We start from the raw sequence: 17,294 nt of genomic DNA, 5'->3' as shown, positions 1-17,294 counted from the left end.
GGGAATATGCGCATAAATTCTTGCTTATATGCGCATATGGCGCGTTGAGGCGATGTCGGGCCGCTGTTAAGACACGCCCCACTTTACATGCCGGGAGCGCGCCACATGGCCCAGGACTACATCGTCAAGGATATCGGTCTCGCCGACTGGGGCCGCAAGGAACTCGACATGGCCGAGACCGAGATGCCGGGCCTGATGTCGATCCGCAAGGAATTCGGGCCGAAGAAGCCGCTCAAGGGCGCGCGCATCGCGGGCTCGCTGCACATGACCATCCAGACCGGCGTGCTGATCGAGACGCTGAAGGCGCTGGGCGCCGACGTGCGCTGGGCCTCGTGCAACATCTACTCGACGCAGGACCATGCCGCGGCGGCAATCGCCAAGTCCGGCACGCCGGTGTTCGCGATCAAGGGCGAGAGCCTCGAGGAATACTGGGACTACACCCACAAGATCTTCGAATGGGGCGACGGCGGCGAGCCGAACATGATCCTCGACGACGGCGGCGATGCGACGCTGCTGGTCCATCTCGGCGCGCGCGCGGAGAAGGACCCGTCGCTGATCGCCAAGCCGACCAACGAGGAGGAAGAGGTCCTCTACAAGGCGATCGCCAAGACCAACAAGGAGAAGCCCGGCTGGTACGCCAAGCTCGGCGCCTCGATCAAGGGCGTGACCGAGGAGACGACCACGGGCGTGCACCGCCTCTACCAGATGGCCAAGGAAGGCAAGCTCCTGTGGCCGGCCATCAACGTCAACGACTCGGTCACCAAGTCGAAGTTCGACAATCTCTACGGCTGCCGCGAATCGCTGGTCGACGGCATCCGCCGCGGCACCGACGTCATGATGTCGGGCAAGGTGGCGATGGTCGCGGGCTTCGGCGACGTCGGCAAGGGCTCGGCCGCGTCGCTGCGCCAGGCCGGCTGCCGCGTCATGGTCTCCGAGATCGACCCGATCTGCGCCCTGCAGGCGGCGATGGAAGGCTACGAGGTCGTGACGATGGAGGAGGCCGCGCCCAAGGCCGACATCTTCGTCACCGCCACCGGCAACGTCGACGTGCTGACGCTCGAGCACATGAAGGCGATGAAGCACCGCGCCATCGTGTGCAACATCGGCCACTTCGACAGCGAGATCCAGATCGCGAGCCTGCGGAACTTCAGGTGGCACAACGTCAAGCCGCAGGTCGACGAGGTCGAGTTCCCCGACGGCAAGCGCATCATCGTCCTGTCGGAGGGCCGTCTGGTGAACCTCGGCAACGCGACCGGCCATCCGAGCTTCGTGATGTCGGCCTCGTTCTCCAACCAGACGCTGGCCCAGGTCGAGCTGTGGACCAACCCCGGCAAGTACGAGAAGAAGGTCTACACGCTGCCCAAGGTCCTCGACGAGAAGGTCGCGGCCCTGCACCTCGAGAAGGTCGGCGCCAAGCTGACCAAGCTGCGCGCCGACCAGGCCAAGTATATCGGCGTGCCCGAGGCCGGCCCGTTCAAGGGCGAGCTCTACCGCTACTAGGGCCTGGCCGAAGCACCATCGAAACGAAGGGCTGCATCCGACCGGATGCAGCCCTTATCGTTTGGCCAGGCGCCGGGCCGCAGGCCGCACGGTGGCGCAGGCGGGCGTGCCGTCCTCGCCCGTGCCGTTGATCCTTGTCTCGATGACGCCTGTCCCGCGGCCCGCACGATCCAGCAGGTCCTGCCCGATATCGTGGATGTCGATCTTCATCCGGCGGGACCAGGGAGAGGCCGCGTCACCGGCCAACTGACCGATGCGGATGTAAACGAAGCGCCGAACCGGTCCCTCGCGGCGGACCTGGTCGCCGAGGAATTTGGGACCAGGACCGACGCGGACGGGAAAGTCGAACACGAGGGGCTCGCCGCCGTCCGACCCTTTCGGATCGAGCGGCCCCCCATCCTTCGCCTGCAGGCTGTGGAGCACGCCGGCAACGGGCTGCTCGATGACGATGCGGAAGGTGATTTCGGTCTGATCTGCCCGGGCCATGCGCTTTCATACCGCGACGAGGCGGTTGTCCGAAGGGAGAGTGCGTCCTCGGACACGCGCGAATGACCGCTGATCGACCCACAGACCGGCCGCCCCGGCGGCGTGTTAAGAGTCGGCATCGGAGCACCGGTGCCGACCTTCTCGCTTTTCCTGCCTGACGAAGCCGCGACCGAGCGGCTGGGCGCCAGCCTCGCGCGGCGACTGCGGCCGCGCGACGTCGTCGCCCTGCGCGGCGGCCTCGGCGCCGGCAAGACGACGCTGGTGCGCGCCATCCTGCGCGCGGCGGCCGGCGATCCGGCGCTGATCGTGCCCAGCCCGACCTTCACCCTGGTCGAGGTCTACGACACGCGGCGCGGCGTCTTCTGGCACTTCGACCTCTATCGCCTGGAGACGCCGGAACAGGCCTATGAGCTGGGCTGGGAGGAGGCGCGCGCCGACGGGATCGCGCTGGTCGAATGGGCCGACCGGCTCGGCCCGTTGCTGCCGGACGAGCGGCTGGACATCGCATTGGCCATCGAGGGCGCGGGACGGCGCGCCGATCTCACGGGAGACGCAAGACTTGGCGATACAAGACTTGGCGATATCTGAGCGCGAACGACGCCGCGCCGCCTTCGAGCGGTCGGCCGGGTGGGGCGATGCCGGCGAACGCCTGCTCGCCGGCGATGCCTCGTTCCGCAAGTACTTCCGGCTGAGCCGCCCGCGCGGCTCTGCGGTGGTCATGGATGCGCCGCCGCCGGAGGAGGATGTGCGGCCGTTTGTGCGCGTCGCCCGCCATCTCCTCGACCTCGGCCTCAGTGCGCCGGTGGTGCACGCCGTCGACGAGGCGGCGGGCTTCCTGCTGCTCGAGGACCTGGGCGACGACACATTCGCCCGGGTGCTCGCGGCGGGCGGCGACGAGGCGACGCTCTATGCCCGCGCCACCGACGTGCTGGTGACCCTCCAGCAGGCCGGGCCGCGGGCCCTCCTGCCGGGCCTCGGCGCCTATGCCGGCGAGGCGCTGATCGACGCCGCGATGCTGCTGCCGGAATGGTACCTGCCGGCCGCCACCGGCCGGCCGACGCCGACGGAGGAAACCGCCGCCTATCGCGCCGCGTGGCAGGACTGCCTCGCCAACCTGCCGGCGCTGCCCGACACGCTGCTGCTGCGCGACTACCACCAGGACAATCTCCTGTGGCTGCCCGCACGCACGGGCGTGCGGGCCTGCGGCCTGCTCGACTTCCAGGACGCCCAGCTCGGCCATCCCGCCTACGACCTCGTCTCCCTGATCGAGGATGCGCGGCGCGACGTGCCGCCGCCCGTGCACGCCACGTGCATGGACCGCTACCTCGGCGAGACCGGCCTGGCGCGCGACGACTTCGAGACCGGCTTCGCCCTGATGGCGGCCCAGCGTCACGCCCGCGTCATCGGCCTGTTCGTCCGCCTGCGCGACCGCGACGGCAAGCCGGACTATCTGCCGCACCTGCCGCGCGTCTGGCGCCAGTTCGAGCGCGCCCTCGGGCACCAGGCCCTGGAGCCGCTGCGCCGCTGGGTCGACCGGTTGCTGCCGCCGCCGCTGCGGCGTATCGGAGCGCCATGATCGACACAGCGATGATCCTGGCCGCGGGGCGCGGCGAACGCATGCGGCCCCTGACCGATCGCGTCCCCAAGCCGCTGCTCGACGTCGCCGGCCGATCGATGCTGGAGCGCAGCCTCGACCGGCTGGAAGCGCACGGCGTCACCAACATCGTCGTCAACGTCCACCATCTCGGCCAGCAGATCGTCGAGCGCATCCGCGGCCGGGCCCGCATCGTCGTCGAGGACCGGCTGCTCGATACCGGCGGCAGCGTGAAGAACGCGCTGCCCCTCCTCGGCGCCGGACCGTTCTTCGTGCTGAACGGCGACGGGTTGTGGCGCGACGGGCCGACCGAATCGATGCTGAGCCGCATGGAGGGCCGCTGGGACCCGGAACGCATGGACGCGCTTCTGTTGTTGCAGTCCCTCCACAAGATGTTCGGCCGCGGCCCGAACGACCGCGGCGACTATTTCCAGGAGCCGCGCGGCCATCTGCGCCACCGCGGCACCGCCCCGCTGTCGCCCTACGTGTTCGCCAGCGTCTCGATCTGCTCGGCGCGCCTGTTCCACGACTCGCCGGAGGGACCGTTCTCGCTCCTCGCCCTGTGGCATCGCGCCGAGGCCGCGGGCCGGCTGTGCGGGGTGCTGCACGACGGCGACTGGTTCCACGTCGGCACGCCCGAGGCGCTGGCCACGGCCGAGCGCGTGCTCGCCGCGTGACCGGCGTCTTCACCATCGCCATCGACCGCCGCTTCGCCGACGAGCTGGCGGCCGGCGTGATGGCCGAGCATGGTGGAGATCCCCTGGCGCTGGCCGACGTGCAGATCCTGGTGCCGACCCGCCGTTCGGTGCGGGCGCTGCGCGAGGCGTTCCTGCGCGCCTCCCGAGGCCGGCCGACGATCCTGCCGCGGCTCCTGCCGCTGGGCGACGTCGACGAGAGCGAATGGGACATCGCCTCCGGCGAGCATGCCGCGCTCGGCCTGCCGCCGGCGATCGATCCGGCCGAGCGCGACGCGCTGCTGTCGCGGCTGGTCGCGGCCTTCACCGACGACAGCGGCCATCCTGTCGCCCAGTCGGCGGCGCAGGCCCTGCTGCTGGCCCGCGAGCTCGGCGGCCTGCTCGACGAGCTCGCGATCGAAGGCGTCGCCTTCGACCGCCTGGCGCAGCTGGTCGACGGCAACTTCGCCAGCCACTGGCAGCGGACGCTGAAGTTCCTGGCGATCGTCGGCGAGGCCTGGCCGCAGGTGCTGGCGGAGCGTGGCCGCATCGACGCCATCGACCGGCGCACGCGGGCGATCCGCGCCCAGGCGCAGCGCTGGCGCGACGCGCCACCCACGACCCCGGTGATCGCCGCCGGCTCGACCGGCTCGCAGCCGGCGACCCGCGAGCTTCTCGGCGTCGTCGCCGGCCTGCCCCGGGGCAAGATCGTCCTGCCGGGGCTCGATCGCGACATGGACGAGCGCAGCTGGCACGAGCTCGACGAGACGCATCCGCAGTTCGGCCTGCGCGAGCTGCTGGCGGCGCTCGGCCGCTCGCGAGCCGATGTCGGCGACTGGCCGGGCGGCGGCGGCACGGCGCGCCATCTGCTGATCACCGAGCTGATGCGGCCGGCGGCGACCAGCGAGGACTGGACCCGCCCGCCCGCCTCCTCGCTCGAGCACGTGACGCGCGCCGACTGCGCGACGCCCCACCAGGAGGCGCTGGTCATCGCGCTGGCGCTGCGCGAGGTGCTGAAGGACGAGGGCCGCACCGCAGCGCTGGTCACGCCCGACCGCGACCTCGCGCGCCGCGTCGCCGCCGAGCTGCGCCGCTGGGACATCGACATCGACGATTCGGCCGGCACGCCGCTCGCGGATTCGCCGCCGGCCGCGCTGCTGCTGGCGCTGACGGCCGCCATCGACGCGGGCTTCGCGCCGGCCGCCCTGCTCGCGCTGCTGAAGCATCCCCTGTGCACGCTGGGCGGCGCGCGCGGCGAGGTGCTGGCGGCGGCGCGGCGGCTCGACCGCAAGTGCCTGCGCGGCCTGAAGCCCGCCCCCGGCCTCGCCGCGATCCGCGCCCGCATCGACGCGGCATCGTTCGGCCATCCCGGCGACCGCGACGCCGTGCGCGGCCTGGTCGACCGGGTCGAGGCGGCGACCGCGCTACTGGTGGGCGAGATGGCGGCGGGCGCGCCGCCCGCTGCCCTGCTCGACGCCACCCTGGCGGCGGCCGAGACCATTGCCTCGCCCGATGCGCTGTGGTCGGGCGACGCCGGCGAGGCGCTGGCCGACGTGCTGGCGCGGCTGCGCGCCGCCTGGGAGGAGGCCGGACCGATCGCCGGCGGCGAGTGGCCCGCCCTGCTCGCCGCCATGCTGGCGCCCGAGACCCTGCGCCCGGCCTGGGGACGCCATCCGCGGCTGGCGATCTGGGGTCCGCTCGAGGCCCGCCTGCAGCGCGCCGACCTCCTGGTGCTGGGCGGGCTGAACGACGGCACCTGGCCGCCCGCCGTCGAGACGGGACCGTGGCTCAACCGGCCGATGCGCGCCGCGCTCGGCCTGCCGCAGCCCGAGCGCCGGATCGGCCTCTCGGCGCACGATTTCGTGGCGGCGCTCGGCGCCGAGCGCGTGCTGCTGACCCGCGCCGAGCGCGAGGGCGGCGCGCCGACCGTGCCGTCGCGCTGGCTCGCCCGCCTCGATGCGCTGTTCGGCTACGAACACGACGGCAAGACGGCGCCGCCGGAATACATCCAGCGCGGCCAGCGCAGCTACCTCGCCTGGGCCGACGCGCTCGACCGGCCGCCGCGCGGCTACCGGCCGGGCCGGCGGCCCGAGCCGCGCCCGCCCGTCGAGGCGCGGCCCACGCGCCTCTCGGTCTCAAGCATCGAGCAGTGGCGGCGCGATCCCTACGGGCTCTACGCCCGCCGCATCCTGCGCCTGGAGGCGCTCGAGCCGCTGGAAGCGGCGCTGGGCGCCGCCGATCGCGGCAACGCCCTGCACGACGCGCTGGACGCCTTCATGCGGCGGCACCCGTCGGGCGTGCTGCCGCCCGACGCCGTGGCCGAGTTCGAGGCGCTGGGCGAGCAGCATCTTGGCGCCCTGCTGACGGCGCCGGCCGAGCGTGCCTTCTGGTGGCCGCGGTTCCGCCGGCTGGCGGGCTGGCTGGTCGCCACCGAGAACGAGCGCCGGCGTGCCGGCGCGCGCCTGCTGGCCAGCGAGACCAAGGGCGCCCTGAAGATCGGGCCGCGCCACCGGCCGCTCACCATCGAGGCCCGCGCCGACCGGATCGACGAGGTCGAGCGCGGCACCTGGGAGATCATCGACTACAAGACCGGCCGCGTGCCGACCAAGACCGAGCTCGAGGCGCTGTTCGCGCCGCAGCTCCTGCTCGAGGCTGCGATGGCCGAGCGCGGCGGCTTCGAGAAGATCGCCGGCAAGGCCCGCACCGTGCGGCTGTCCTACTGGCAGGCAAACGGGCTGGGCGATGGCGGCAAGGTGAGCGAGATCGCGGCGGCCGACGAGCTCGTGCCGCAGATGCTGGCCCTGGTCGAGAAGATGTCCGAGGAGTTCGCTCAGCCCGGCATGCCCTATACCGCCCTGCCGTGGCCCGAGCATATCCCGCACTTCAACGACTATTCCCATCTCGAGCGCGCCGCCGAATGGTCGACGGTGGCGCAGGAGGACGAGGAATGAGCGTCCTCGATCCGCTCGCCATGGCCACCGCCTCGCAGCGCCGGGCCACCATGCCGGACCAGTCGGCCTGGGTCGAAGCCAATGCCGGCACCGGCAAGACCAAGGTGCTGACCGATCGCGTGACGCGCCTGCTGCTCGACCGCGTGCAGCCGCAGCGCATCCTCTGCCTCACCTTCACCAAGGCCGCCGCCGCCGAGATGCGCAACCGCCTCGCGACCCAGCTCGGGCGCTGGGCGATGACCGACGATGCCGGGCTCGACGCCGCCATCGAGAAGCTGATCGACCGCAAGCCCGCGCCCGACGAGCGCATCGTCGCCCGACGGCTGTTCGCGCGCGTGCTCGACGCGCCGGGCGGCATCAACATCCTGACCATCCACGCCTTCTGCCAGGCGCTGCTGAAGCGCTTCCCGCTCGAGGCGGGCGTGGCGTCGGGCTTCAAGGTGCTGGACGAGGCCGAGGCCCAGGCGCTGCTGCGCGATGCCCTGGACGAGCAGATGGAGGCGCTGGCGCAGAACGAGGCGCCCCAGGAGCTGGTCGACGCGCTGGGCTCGGTGGCTGGGCGAATCTCGATCGCGGAATACGCCGAGCTCATGACCAAGCTGCTGTCGGAGCGGGCCTGGCTGCTGTCTCGAATCGGCGACCGGGCCGGGCTGCGGCGCGTGCGAACGAGGCTGGCGGCCGCGATGGGCTGCGCGCCGGACGATTCGGCCGGCCAGCTCACCAGCGACGCCTGCAGCGACGCCGCCTTCGACGCCGCCGGGCTGGCGGCTGCCGCCCGCGCCCTGGCGCGCGGCGGCAAGTCGGACGTCGCGCGCGGCCAGGTGATCGCCGACTGGCTGGCGGCCGGCGAGGCCCGCCCCGGACTGCTCGCGACCTATGGCCAGGTCTTCTTCACCGAAAAGGGTGCGATCCTGAAGCGGCTGGCCAGCAAGGGGGCGATCGCGGCCATGCCCGGGATCGAGCCGGTGCTGCTGCGCGAGGCCGAACGGCTGCGCGCCGCGCTCGATCGCGTCGCCGGCGCCGCCCTGGTCGAGCGCACGATCGCCCTGCTGCAGCTCGGCCTCGACATCGCCGGCCGCTATGCCGGCGCCAAGCGCCGTCGCGCCGCGCTCGACTACGACGACCTGATCGTCGCCACGCGCCGCCTGCTGGAGAGCGCCGACAGCGCCTCTTGGGTCCTCTACAAGCTCGACGGCGGCATCGACCACGTCCTGGTCGACGAGGCGCAGGACACCAATCCCGACCAGTGGGAGGTGATCCGCCGGCTGACCGAGGAGTTCTTCGCCGGCCAGGGCGCGGTCGAGCGCAGCCGCACGGTGTTCGCCGTCGGCGACACGAAGCAGTCGATCTTCGGCTTCCAGCGCGCCGATCCGCGCAAGCTCCGGGAGATGCGCGAATGGTTCGACGGGCGCATCCGCCTCGCCGAGCAGCGCTTCGAATCGGTCGGCCTCAACGTATCGTTCCGCTCCACGCCGGCCGTGCTCGACGCGGTCGACTGGGTGTTCGGCGAGATCGAGGCGGCGCGCGGCGTGGCCGACCCGGGCGACGTCTACCACCTGCCCAGCCGCAAGGACGAGCCCGGCCTGGTCGAGGTGTGGCCGCTGGTCAGCGGCCCCGAGAAGGAAGGCGAGACCGACACCGGCGGCGCCGCGGCGCGCGGCGTCCCGATGCCGCCGCACCAGCGGCTCGCCCGCCGGATCGCCACGCACGCCAAGAGCCTGATCGGCACGGAGCGGCGCGCGCGCGACGGCGAGCCGCTGCACGCCGGCCATTTCATGGTGCTGGTCCGGCGGCGCAACGAGTTCGTCAACGCGCTGGTGCGCGAGCTGAAGCGCGAAGGCGTCGAGGTGGCCGGCGTCGACCGGCTGAACCTGGGCGAGGAGCTGGCCATCCAGGACCTGCTCGCCATGGCGCGCTTCGTGCTGCTGCCGCAGGACGACCTCAACCTCGCCAGCCTGCTGAAGTCGCCGATGATCGGGCTCGGCGAGGACGAGCTCTTCACCCTGTCGTGGAAGCGGCCCGGCCATCTGTGGCGCGCGCTGTGCGAGCGCTCGGGCGAGCTCGCCTTCGCCGGCGCCCATCGCCGCCTGTCCGAGTGGCTGCGCCGCGCCGACTTCGTCACGCCCTTCGACTTCTTCGCCCTTGCGCTCGGCCCCGAAGGCGACCGCGCCCGCCTGCTCGAGCGGCTGGGCCAGGAGGCGGCCGACCCGATCGACGAGCTCCTGTCGCGGGCGCTGCAGTACCAGCGCAGCGAGGGCCATTCGCTGCAGGGATTCCTGCGCTGGTTCGAGACCGGCGGCGGCGAGATCAAGCGCGACCTCGACCAGAACCGCCGGCGCGAGGTGCGGATCCTCACGGTCCACGCCTCGAAGGGCCTGCAGGCGCCGATCGTCTACCTGCCCGACACAACGCGCGTGCCGCGCGATCCCGAGCGCCTGCTGAGCGACAGCGACGGCGAAGCGCGACTCTGGCTGCCGCGCGCCGACGATGCCAACGATGCCGCCCGCGCCTGGCGCGCCGTGTCGCGCGACCGCGCGCTCGAGGAGCAGAACCGCCTTCTCTACGTCGCGATGACCCGTGCCGAGGACCGGCTGTATGTCGGCGGCTGGTACGGCGCGCGCAAGCCCGACCGGGGCTGCTGGTACGAGCGCATCGAGGCGGGCCTGCGCCGCAGCAGCGAGGCCGAGGTGGCGGCCGACAGCGCCCTGCCGCGCGGCCGCGCCGTCCCGCAGGTCTTCGATTTCACCGAACCGCTCGGCGATGCCGGCTGGTCGGGCGACGGCTGGCTGCTGTCCAACGCCGGCACGATCGGCGCGCCCGAGCAGGCCGAGCTGGCGTTGCCCCGGGCCGCCCCGCTGCCGGACTGGAGCCGCCAGCAGGCCCCGGCCGAGCCCGATCCGCCCTCGCCGCTGGCACCGTCGCGGCCGCTGCCCGACGAATCGCCCGCCGAGCGGCGCGCCTTCAGCCCGCTGCAGGCCGGCGATCCGCGGCGCTGGCTGCGCGGCCGTCTCCTGCACGAGCTCCTGCGCCACCTGCCGGCCATCGCGCCGGCCGACCGCGCCGCGGCCGCCCATCGCTTCCTCGCCCAGCCGGCCCACGGCCTCGGCGAGGAGGAGATCGCCGCCTGGAGCGCCGAAGCGTTGGCCGTCACCGAGGCGCCGGCCCATCGGCTGCTGTTCGCCGGCGAGGCCCGCGCCGAGGTACCGCTGACCGGCATCGTCTCGACGCGCCGCGGCGCCTTCGCCGTCAGCGGACAGGTCGACCGGCTGGCGGTGTCCGACCGCGAGGTTCTGATCGTCGACTACAAGACCAACCGGCCGCCGCCGGGCGCGGCCGCCGACGTGCCCCTCGCCTATCGCCGCCAGCTCGCCCTCTATCGCGCGTTGCTGGCGGACATCTATCCGGGCCGCGCGGTGCGCGCCTTCCTGCTCTGGACCGCAACCCCGCTGCTGATGGAGATCGACGCAAAAACCCTAGAAGAATCAATGCCTTGAATGCCCATATCTTGACGAGACGGGGCCGGGTTCCTAGCTTCTCCGTCCAAGGGCGGCGCCGGTCGATCGACCGGCTCGTATGGTTTTTGGGAGCATCACATGACCGTCAAAGCAACCGACACTTCCTTCGAGCAGGAAGTCCTGAAGTCCGACACGCCCGTCCTGGTCGACTTCTGGGCGGAATGGTGCGGCCCCTGCCGCATGATCGGCCCCTCCCTCGAGGACATCTCCAAGGAGATGGACGGCAAGCTCAAGGTGGTGAAGGTCAACATCGACGAGAATCCGCAGACGCCGTCGCGCTACAACGTGCGCTCCATTCCCACCCTGCTCCTGTTCAAGAACGGCCAGGTCGCGGCGACCAAGATCGGCGCCGAGCCCAAGCAGAAGCTGGTGAGCTGGATCAACACCGTCGTCAGCTGACCTCCGCGGACGCGCGCATATCCGATCGAGCGCCTCCCTCATCCCTCCTCATCGCTGCTCTCCCCCGCGGGGGCGAGGCCGGATGAGGGGATGATGCGGGAGGCGCTTTTTCGTGGCGCTCAGCCGTTGCGGGCCAGGACCTCGCCGGCGACGTAGAGCGAGCCGCAGATGAGGATGCGCATCGGCGCGGGCTGGGTGGCAAGGAGGTCCTCGAGCGCTGCGACGATGTCGTCCGCCGGCTGGCAATCCAGCCCGACCTCCTCGGCGCGCGCACAGGCGTCCCGCGGCGTGTAGGCGGAATGGCCTTCGATGGGCACGGCGCGCGCCGTGCGGGCGTGGCGCGCCAGCGGCCGCAGGAAGCCCGACGCGTCCTTGGTCGTCAGCATGCCGAAGATGAGGTCCAGCGGCAGGGCCGCGGGCTCGCGCGCCCAGTCGGCCGCCTGCCGCGCGAGCGCGATGCCGCAATCCTCGTTGTGGCCTCCGTCCAGCCAGAGCTCGCAGGCCGGCGGCAGGGCCTCGACCAGCGGGCCACGCGTCAGGCGCTGCAGGCGGGCCGGCCATTCGACCGAGGCGAGGCCCCGGCGGACGGCGGCCTCGCCGATGTCGAACTGGGCGGCGCGCAGGCGCTCGATGCAGGCCACCGCGGTCGCCGCATTGTCGATCTGGTGGGCGCCGACCAGGGCCGGCGCCGGCAGGTCGAGGCCCAGCAGGTCGCTGTCGTAGCGGAAGCCGTCGGCCGTCGGGACGACCTGCCATTCGCGGCCCATGCGGAACAGCGGCACGCCCAGCCGCGCGGCCTCGTCGGCGATCACGCAGGCGGCGGACTCGCGCTGGCGGCCGATCACCGCCGGCACGGCGCGCTTCAGGATGCCGGCCTTCGCGTCGGCGATGGCCTCGAGCGATTCGCCCAGGAAGCCGGTGTGGTCGAAGCCGATCGGCGTGATCGCCGACAGCGCCGGCTGCACGACGTTGGTCGTGTCGAGCCGGCCGCCCATGCCGACCTCGATCACCGCGAGGTCGGCCGGCACGCGCGAGAAGGCGAGGAAGGCGGCGATCGTGGTGATCTCGAAGAAGGTGATCGGCTGCTCGCCGTTGGCCTGCTCGCACTCGGTCAGGATCTCGTCCAGCGCCTCGTCGTCGATCAGCTCGCCGGCGACGCGGATCCGCTCGTTGAAGCGCACGAGATGCGGCGAGGTATAGACGTGCACCCGATAGCCCGCCGCCTCGGCCATGGCGCGCAGGTAGGCGACCAGCGAGCCCTTGCCGTTGGTGCCGGCGACATGGACCACCGGCGGCAGTTTGAGATGCGGCGAACCCAGGGCTGCCAGCAGGCGCTCGGTGCGGTCCAGGCCGAGGTCGATCAGCCTCGGATGGAGCCGCATGACCCGCTCGAGCAGCGGATCGATCAGGTTCGGCCCGGTGGCCATCGGTTCAGGACGTCGCGACCGCCGGGCTGCGCGCTTCGGTGGCGAGCGGATCCATGAGCAGCGAGACGAGGCGGATCAGGGTCTCGCGCAGCTTGTGGCGGTGCACGACCGCGTCGACCATGCCGTGCTCCAGCAGGTACTCGGACCGCTGGAAGCCCTCGGGCAGCTCCTGGCGGATCGTGTCCTGGATGACGCGCGGGCCGGCGAAGCCGATCAGCGCGCCGGGCTCGGCGATGTGGACGTCGCCCAGCATGGCGAACGAGGCCGACACGCCGCCCGTGGTCGGATCGGTCAGCACGACGATGTAGGGCAGCCCCGCCTGCTTGACGCGGCGCACGGCGATTGTCGTGCGCGTGAGCTGCATCAGGGACAGGATGCCCTCCTGCATGCGGGCGCCGCCCGAGGCGGAGAAGACGATCAGCGGCGCGCGGCGCGCGATGGCGAGGTCGGCCGCCATCACCAGCCCCTCGCCGACCGCGGTTCCCATCGAGCCGCCCATGAAGTCGAAGTCGAGCAGGGCCGTGACGGTGACGCGCCCGCCCACCGCGCCGCTCGCCACCACCAGCGCGTCTGTGCTGCCCTCGGCCTTGGCCTGGGCCTCCTTGATCTTGGCGTCGTAGCGCTTGGTGTCGCGGAACTTCAGCGGATCGAGCACCACGCGCGGCAGCGGGTGCAGCTCGTACTTGCCCTCGTCGAACAGGAACGGCAGCCGCTTCAGCGGCCGGATCCGCATGTGATGCCCGCAATGGCTGCAGACTTCCTGATTGGCCTCCCAGTCGCGCACGAACAGCATCTGCTCGCACTTGACGCACTTCAGCCAGAGATTCTCCGGCGTTTCCTTGCGCGAGATGAGGGCCTTGAGCTTGGGTCGGACGAAGTTCGTCAGCCAGTTCATGGTCGCGGTATCGCACGAACGGCGGCCCCGGCCAAGGCACCCGGCCGGCGACCGCTCAGCGCCAGAATCCCGAGAAGGGCGGCGCGAAATCCTGCGGCTTGCGGATCTGGCAGAACAGCTTGCGGGCCTGGTAATCGGCGCACAGCTTCTGGGCCGCCGCCGGCTCGAGATCGGCGATGATGGCCGCCTGCCGGGTCACCTTGTTGCTCGTGACGGGCAGAATGTATTCCTTGCCCAGGCGCGTGATGCCCAGCCGGGCAAGCTCGGCCTGACCGACGTCGTAGGCGTGCCGGGCGGTGCGCCAGTCACCGTAGGTGCCCAGCCAGACGGCGTCGCCCGGCATGTCGTAGCGGATGGTGCCGCACTCGCTCTGCTCCATCACCGTCGCCGGCCCGCCCTGGCCGTCGCGGATCTGCCAGACCTTGGGCCGGTTGCCGCCGGTCTTGAGCGCATAGGCCTCGTCGAGCAGACGCACGATGAACTCGTCGCGCAGGTCGGCGCGGCGGAAGCCGAACGCCACGGCGATCAGCCGCCGCCCGTCGCGCACCGCGCTGCCCACGATGTTGAAGCCGGAGGCGCAGGTGAAGCCGGTCTTCAGCCCGTCGGCGTAGGGAGAATAGAGATCGAGGAACTTGATGCCCGGGCCGATGCGCGCCTTGCCCAGCATGAACTCCGTCGTATGGAAATAGCCGTAATACTCGGGGAACTGCTTGATCAGCGCCATGGCCAGCAGCGCCATGTCGCGCGCCGTCGTGATCTGGCCGGGATGGGGCCAGCCGCTGGCATTGTGGAACTGCGTGCCGTTCATGCCGATACGGGCCGCCGTCTCGGTCATGCGCACGGAGAACGCCGCCTCCGAGCCGCCGATCAGCTCGGCGAAGCCCACGGCGACGTCGTTGGCCGAGCGCGCGACCAGCGCCTGGATGCCCTGCTCGACGGTGATCGACTGGCCGGGACCGAGGCCGAGCTTGGAGGGCGGCTTGGCGCGCGCCGACTCCGACAGCGAGAACGGCGACGCGAGCGTGAGCCGGCCGGACTTCAGCTCCTCGAAGACGATGTACAGGGTCATCATCTTGGTGAGCGACGCCGGATGCCAGAAGTAGCCGGCGTTGCGTTCCAGCAGGGTCTCGCCGGTCGCGGCATCGACCACCACGTAGGGCCCGGCCAGCACCGGCCCGGAGGGCGAGGTCACCGCCGCGATCTGGGCATGCGCCGGCAGCGCCGCGAGGCCAAGGAGGGCGAGAACGCCGAGCAGGAGACGCCGAATCATCGCAGTCATGTCGCCGCCCGGCAGCATACGCCCTTCCGCGCCGCGGCGGGAGGCATTAGATCGGACTCATGCTCAAGGTTCTGATCGCCCCCGTCACCCCGTTCCAGCAGAACTGCTCCCTCGTCTGGTGCGACGAGACCATGGAAGGAACGGCCGTCGATCCCGGTGGGGATTTCGACATGCTGCAGGAAGCAATCGCCCAGAACGGCATCACCATCACCAAGGTCCTGCTGACCCACGGCCATGTCGACCACGCCTCGGCGGCCGGCACGATGGCCGACCACTATGGCGTGAAGATCGAGGGACCGCACGAGGACGACCTGTTCCTGATCGAGGGCCTGCCCGAATCGGGCGCCAAGTACAATTTCCCGCGCTACAAGCCATTCGTACCCGACCGCTGGCTCGCGAACGGAGACAGCGTCACGCTGGGCAAGCTCACCCTCGACGTCGTGCACTGCCCCGGCCACACGCCGGGCCACGTCGTGTTCGCGCACAGGCCATCGAAGGTGGCTTTCGTCGGCGACGTGCTGTTCCGCGGCTCGATCGGCCGCACCGACTTTCCCCGCGGCAACCACGAGCAGCTCCTGGGCTCGATCCGCCAGCGGCTGTGGCCCCTCGGCGACGATATCACCTTCGTGCCGGGCCACGGCCAGACCTCGACCTTCGGCTGGGAGCGCAAGACCAACCCCTTCGTCGCCGACCTGCTGTTCGACGACGAGGAGGCGTAGGCGCTCCCGCCCGGACTACATCCGGGACGGCAGATAGAGGGCGAGCTCCGGCCAGACGGTCAGCAGCGCGACGAAGGCGATCATGATCAGCACGAACGGCGCGGTGCCGACGATCACCTGTCCGATGCGGCCGTTCCAGATGCTCTGGATCACGAACAGGTTGATGCCGACCGGCGGCGTGATCTGGCCAAGCTCGATCATCACCACCAGAACCACGCCGAACCATATCGGATCGATTCCGTATTCGAGAAGCACGGGATAGAGCAGCGGCACCGTCAGGACCATCATGCCGATGCTGTCGATGACGCAGCCGAGCACCAGGTACATCGCGAAGATCACGACAATGAACTCGATGCGCCCGAGCTTCAGGCCGACGAACCACTCGGTCAGCGAGGAAGCGATGCCGGCATCCTCGACGGCATAGGCGAACAGGTAGGCGGCCAGCACGATGAACAGCAGGCCGGCGCTGACCCTCGTGCTGTTGCGGATCGCGATCCGGAACTCGCGCCACCCGAAGCGACCCCAGATCACCGCGATCAGCAGCGACAGCGCGCTCCCGACGGCGCCCGCCTCGGTCGGCGTCACCACCCCGAAATAGATGCCGCCGAGCACCAGGCCGATCAGCACCACGAACGGCAGGAGCTGGCTCGCAGTCGCCAGCATCGACTGCGCCGCCATCGCCCTGCGCGGCGCCAGATCGGGACGCAACAACGCTCGGACGGCCACATAGGCCATGAACAGCGCCGCCAGGAGCAGCCCCGGCAACACGCCCGCCATGAACAGCTTGGCGATCGAGACCTCGGTGAAGGATCCATAGAGGATCATGGCGATGCTGGGCGGGATGAGGATTCCGAGCGTGCCGCCGGCGGCCAGCGTGCCGGCCGACAGTTTGGGGTCGTAGTTCCGCTCTTCCAGTTCAGGCAACGCCACCGTACCGATTGCCGCCGCGGTCGCGACGCTCGAGCCGCTGATGGCGGAAAACAGCGCGCAGCCCAGGATGTTGGTCTGCAGCAGGCCGCCCGGCAGGTAGCGCACCGACACGGCGAGGCCGCGATAGACCCGGGCTCCGACCCCACTCTGGACCAGCACCTCGGCCATCAGGATGAACATCGGGATTGCGGTCAGGGTGAAGCTGTTGACGCTGCCCCAGGTTATGAGCCCGTAGGCATTGAAGCCGCTCCAGCCGTTCGTCGTGAAGAGAAGGAGACTGGCCGCCGCCCCCATCGCGAAGGGAATCCACAAGCCCCCGAGCAACAGGCCGACGAACAGGACGACGACCCAGGACGATTCGACGATCCATTCCATCAGCGCGCACCGCTCTCGTCCGGGATCCGCCCGGTCCAGGCGCGCCTTGCCTTGTCGACCGTCGAGGCCAGCAGGGCAACGGCCAGGAGCGTGGCACCCACGGGCATCACCGCCTGCGGAATGTACAGCGGCGTCCCCAGCAGGGTCGGCGCGTGCATGTCGCGCTCGAAGGTGGACCTGACGAAGTTGATCAACGCGTAGTCGAGGATCGCCACGAAAGCGAAGCCGATCAGATCGAAGGCCGCATCGAGCCAGAGCTGCGCTCTCGCCGGCAGGTTGTTGATGACGAACTCCACCCGCAACAGGCTACCGCTGCGGAAGCTCGTGGTGACCCCGAGAAACAGGATCGCCACCAGCACGTAGCCCGCGACTTCGTCGACCAGCAGGAGCGAAAATCCCAGGAAGCTGCGACAGACGATCTCGACGGTGATCAAGGCCATCATGGCCAGCATCAGCAGCTCGGCGAGGCGCGCGCTCGCCTCGACGATCCACGACAGGAAGGAACGGTTCATCCCCGCCTCCGCGACGCTGCGGCCCACGAGCCCGTGGA

14 protein-coding genes are annotated in these 17,294 nt (G+C 70.9%); 8 read left to right on the top strand and 6 right to left on the bottom strand.

Features of this window, described 5'->3' with window-relative positions; all coding sequences use genetic code 11:
* The first annotated feature begins 105 nt into the window (after positions 1-105).
* A complete protein-coding gene (gene ahcY, locus ACO073_RS09135) occupies positions 106-1,500 on the top strand; it encodes an adenosylhomocysteinase (RefSeq protein ID WP_421996892.1) in 1,395 nt (464 codons plus the stop codon).
* A gap of 54 nt (positions 1,501-1,554) precedes the next feature.
* Here ahcY and ACO073_RS09130 read toward each other — a convergent pair whose 3' ends face one another.
* Entirely contained in the window at positions 1,555-1,986 is a 432-nt protein-coding gene (locus ACO073_RS09130) for a DUF5990 family protein (RefSeq protein ID WP_421996891.1), read from the bottom strand.
* 129 nt (positions 1,987-2,115) lie between these two features.
* On the opposite strand from ACO073_RS09130, the gene tsaE reads away from it, so the two are divergent.
* The 6 genes from tsaE (at position 2,116) to trxA (ending at position 11,119) form a co-directional block, all read left to right on the top strand.
* Complete coding sequence (gene tsaE / locus ACO073_RS09125) at positions 2,116-2,574, top strand: tRNA (adenosine(37)-N6)-threonylcarbamoyltransferase complex ATPase subunit type 1 TsaE (protein ID WP_421996889.1); 459 nt, start codon at positions 2,116-2,118, stop codon at positions 2,572-2,574.
* A complete protein-coding gene (locus ACO073_RS09120) occupies positions 2,561-3,562 on the top strand; it encodes an aminoglycoside phosphotransferase family protein (RefSeq protein WP_421996888.1) in 1,002 nt (333 codons plus the stop codon). The genes tsaE and ACO073_RS09120 overlap by 14 nt, the downstream gene beginning before the upstream one ends.
* Entirely contained in the window at positions 3,559-4,257 is a 699-nt protein-coding gene (locus ACO073_RS09115; RefSeq protein ID WP_421996886.1) for a nucleotidyltransferase family protein, read from the top strand. Before ACO073_RS09120 ends, ACO073_RS09115 begins: the two co-directional genes overlap by 4 nt.
* Positions 4,254-7,205, top strand: coding sequence for a double-strand break repair protein AddB (gene addB, locus ACO073_RS09110; protein WP_421996884.1), 2,952 nt, complete (start codon positions 4,254-4,256; stop codon positions 7,203-7,205). The genes ACO073_RS09115 and addB overlap by 4 nt, the downstream gene beginning before the upstream one ends.
* Positions 7,202-10,699 (top strand): double-strand break repair helicase AddA, encoded by a 3,498-nt coding sequence (gene addA, locus ACO073_RS09105; protein ID WP_421996882.1) that lies wholly within the window; start codon positions 7,202-7,204, stop codon positions 10,697-10,699. Before addB ends, addA begins: the two co-directional genes overlap by 4 nt.
* Before the next feature lie 99 nt (positions 10,700-10,798).
* On the top strand, positions 10,799-11,119 hold the full coding sequence (gene trxA / locus ACO073_RS09100; protein WP_421996880.1) for a thioredoxin: 321 nt from the start codon (positions 10,799-10,801) through the stop codon (positions 11,117-11,119).
* A gap of 119 nt (positions 11,120-11,238) precedes the next feature.
* On the opposite strand, the gene ACO073_RS09095 is transcribed toward trxA, so the two are convergent.
* From ACO073_RS09095 to ACO073_RS09085, 3 genes are read right to left on the bottom strand one after another with little or no spacing between them, the layout of a single operon-like run.
* A complete protein-coding gene (locus tag ACO073_RS09095) occupies positions 11,239-12,546 on the bottom strand; it encodes a bifunctional folylpolyglutamate synthase/dihydrofolate synthase (RefSeq protein WP_421996879.1) in 1,308 nt (435 codons plus the stop codon).
* 4 nt (positions 12,547-12,550) lie between these two features.
* Positions 12,551-13,441, bottom strand: a complete 891-nt coding sequence (gene accD / locus ACO073_RS09090) for an acetyl-CoA carboxylase, carboxyltransferase subunit beta (protein WP_421996878.1) — start codon at positions 13,439-13,441, stop codon at positions 12,551-12,553.
* 55 nt (positions 13,442-13,496) lie between these two features.
* Complete coding sequence (locus tag ACO073_RS09085; protein ID WP_421996877.1) at positions 13,497-14,720, bottom strand: D-alanyl-D-alanine carboxypeptidase family protein; 1,224 nt, start codon at positions 14,718-14,720, stop codon at positions 13,497-13,499.
* 59 nt (positions 14,721-14,779) lie between these two features.
* On the opposite strand from ACO073_RS09085, the gene ACO073_RS09080 reads away from it, so the two are divergent.
* Positions 14,780-15,439, top strand: coding sequence for an MBL fold metallo-hydrolase (locus ACO073_RS09080; protein ID WP_421996875.1), 660 nt, complete (start codon positions 14,780-14,782; stop codon positions 15,437-15,439).
* A gap of 15 nt (positions 15,440-15,454) precedes the next feature.
* Here ACO073_RS09080 and ACO073_RS09075 read toward each other — a convergent pair whose 3' ends face one another.
* Both ACO073_RS09075 and ACO073_RS09070 read right to left on the bottom strand, forming a co-directional pair.
* The gene (locus tag ACO073_RS09075; RefSeq protein ID WP_421996874.1) at positions 15,455-16,744 is read right to left on the bottom strand and encodes a TRAP transporter large permease; all 1,290 of its coding nucleotides are present in this window, start codon (positions 16,742-16,744) and stop codon (positions 15,455-15,457) included.
* Positions 16,744-17,256, bottom strand: a complete 513-nt coding sequence (locus ACO073_RS09070) for a TRAP transporter small permease subunit (protein ID WP_421996872.1) — start codon at positions 17,254-17,256, stop codon at positions 16,744-16,746. Before ACO073_RS09070 ends, ACO073_RS09075 begins: the two co-directional genes overlap by 1 nt.
* Between the last annotated feature and the right edge of the window lie 38 nt (positions 17,257-17,294).

It is taken from the genome of Reyranella sp. (assembly GCF_965229815.1).
In the GTDB taxonomy this organism is placed as follows: Bacteria; Pseudomonadota; Alphaproteobacteria; order Reyranellales; family Reyranellaceae; genus Reyranella.
Note: the sequence above shows the minus strand (reverse complement) of the source record. Positions and strands in the feature narration are given on the sequence as shown.

What these genes read in the sequence shown, in the direction of transcription:
- ahcY (WP_421996892.1), top strand. Translation starts at nt 106, where the DNA reads ATGGCCCAGGACTACATCGTCAAGGATATCGGTCTCGCCGACTGGGGC.
- ACO073_RS09130 (WP_421996891.1), bottom strand. Translation starts at nt 1,986, where the DNA reads ATGGCCCGGGCAGATCAGACCGAAATCACCTTCCGCATCGTCATCGAG.
- ACO073_RS09115 (WP_421996886.1), top strand. Translation starts at nt 3,559, where the DNA reads ATGATCGACACAGCGATGATCCTGGCCGCGGGGCGCGGCGAACGCATG.
- addA (WP_421996882.1), top strand. Translation starts at nt 7,202, where the DNA reads ATGAGCGTCCTCGATCCGCTCGCCATGGCCACCGCCTCGCAGCGCCGG.
- trxA (WP_421996880.1), top strand. Translation starts at nt 10,799, where the DNA reads ATGACCGTCAAAGCAACCGACACTTCCTTCGAGCAGGAAGTCCTGAAG.
- ACO073_RS09095 (WP_421996879.1), bottom strand. Translation starts at nt 12,546, where the DNA reads ATGGCCACCGGGCCGAACCTGATCGATCCGCTGCTCGAGCGGGTCATG.
- accD (WP_421996878.1), bottom strand. Translation starts at nt 13,441, where the DNA reads ATGAACTGGCTGACGAACTTCGTCCGACCCAAGCTCAAGGCCCTCATC.
- ACO073_RS09085 (WP_421996877.1), bottom strand. Translation starts at nt 14,720, where the DNA reads ATGACTGCGATGATTCGGCGTCTCCTGCTCGGCGTTCTCGCCCTCCTT.
- ACO073_RS09080 (WP_421996875.1), top strand. Translation starts at nt 14,780, where the DNA reads ATGCTCAAGGTTCTGATCGCCCCCGTCACCCCGTTCCAGCAGAACTGC.
- ACO073_RS09075 (WP_421996874.1), bottom strand. Translation starts at nt 16,744, where the DNA reads ATGGAATGGATCGTCGAATCGTCCTGGGTCGTCGTCCTGTTCGTCGGC.
- ACO073_RS09070 (WP_421996872.1), bottom strand. Translation starts at nt 17,256, where the DNA reads ATGAACCGTTCCTTCCTGTCGTGGATCGTCGAGGCGAGCGCGCGCCTC.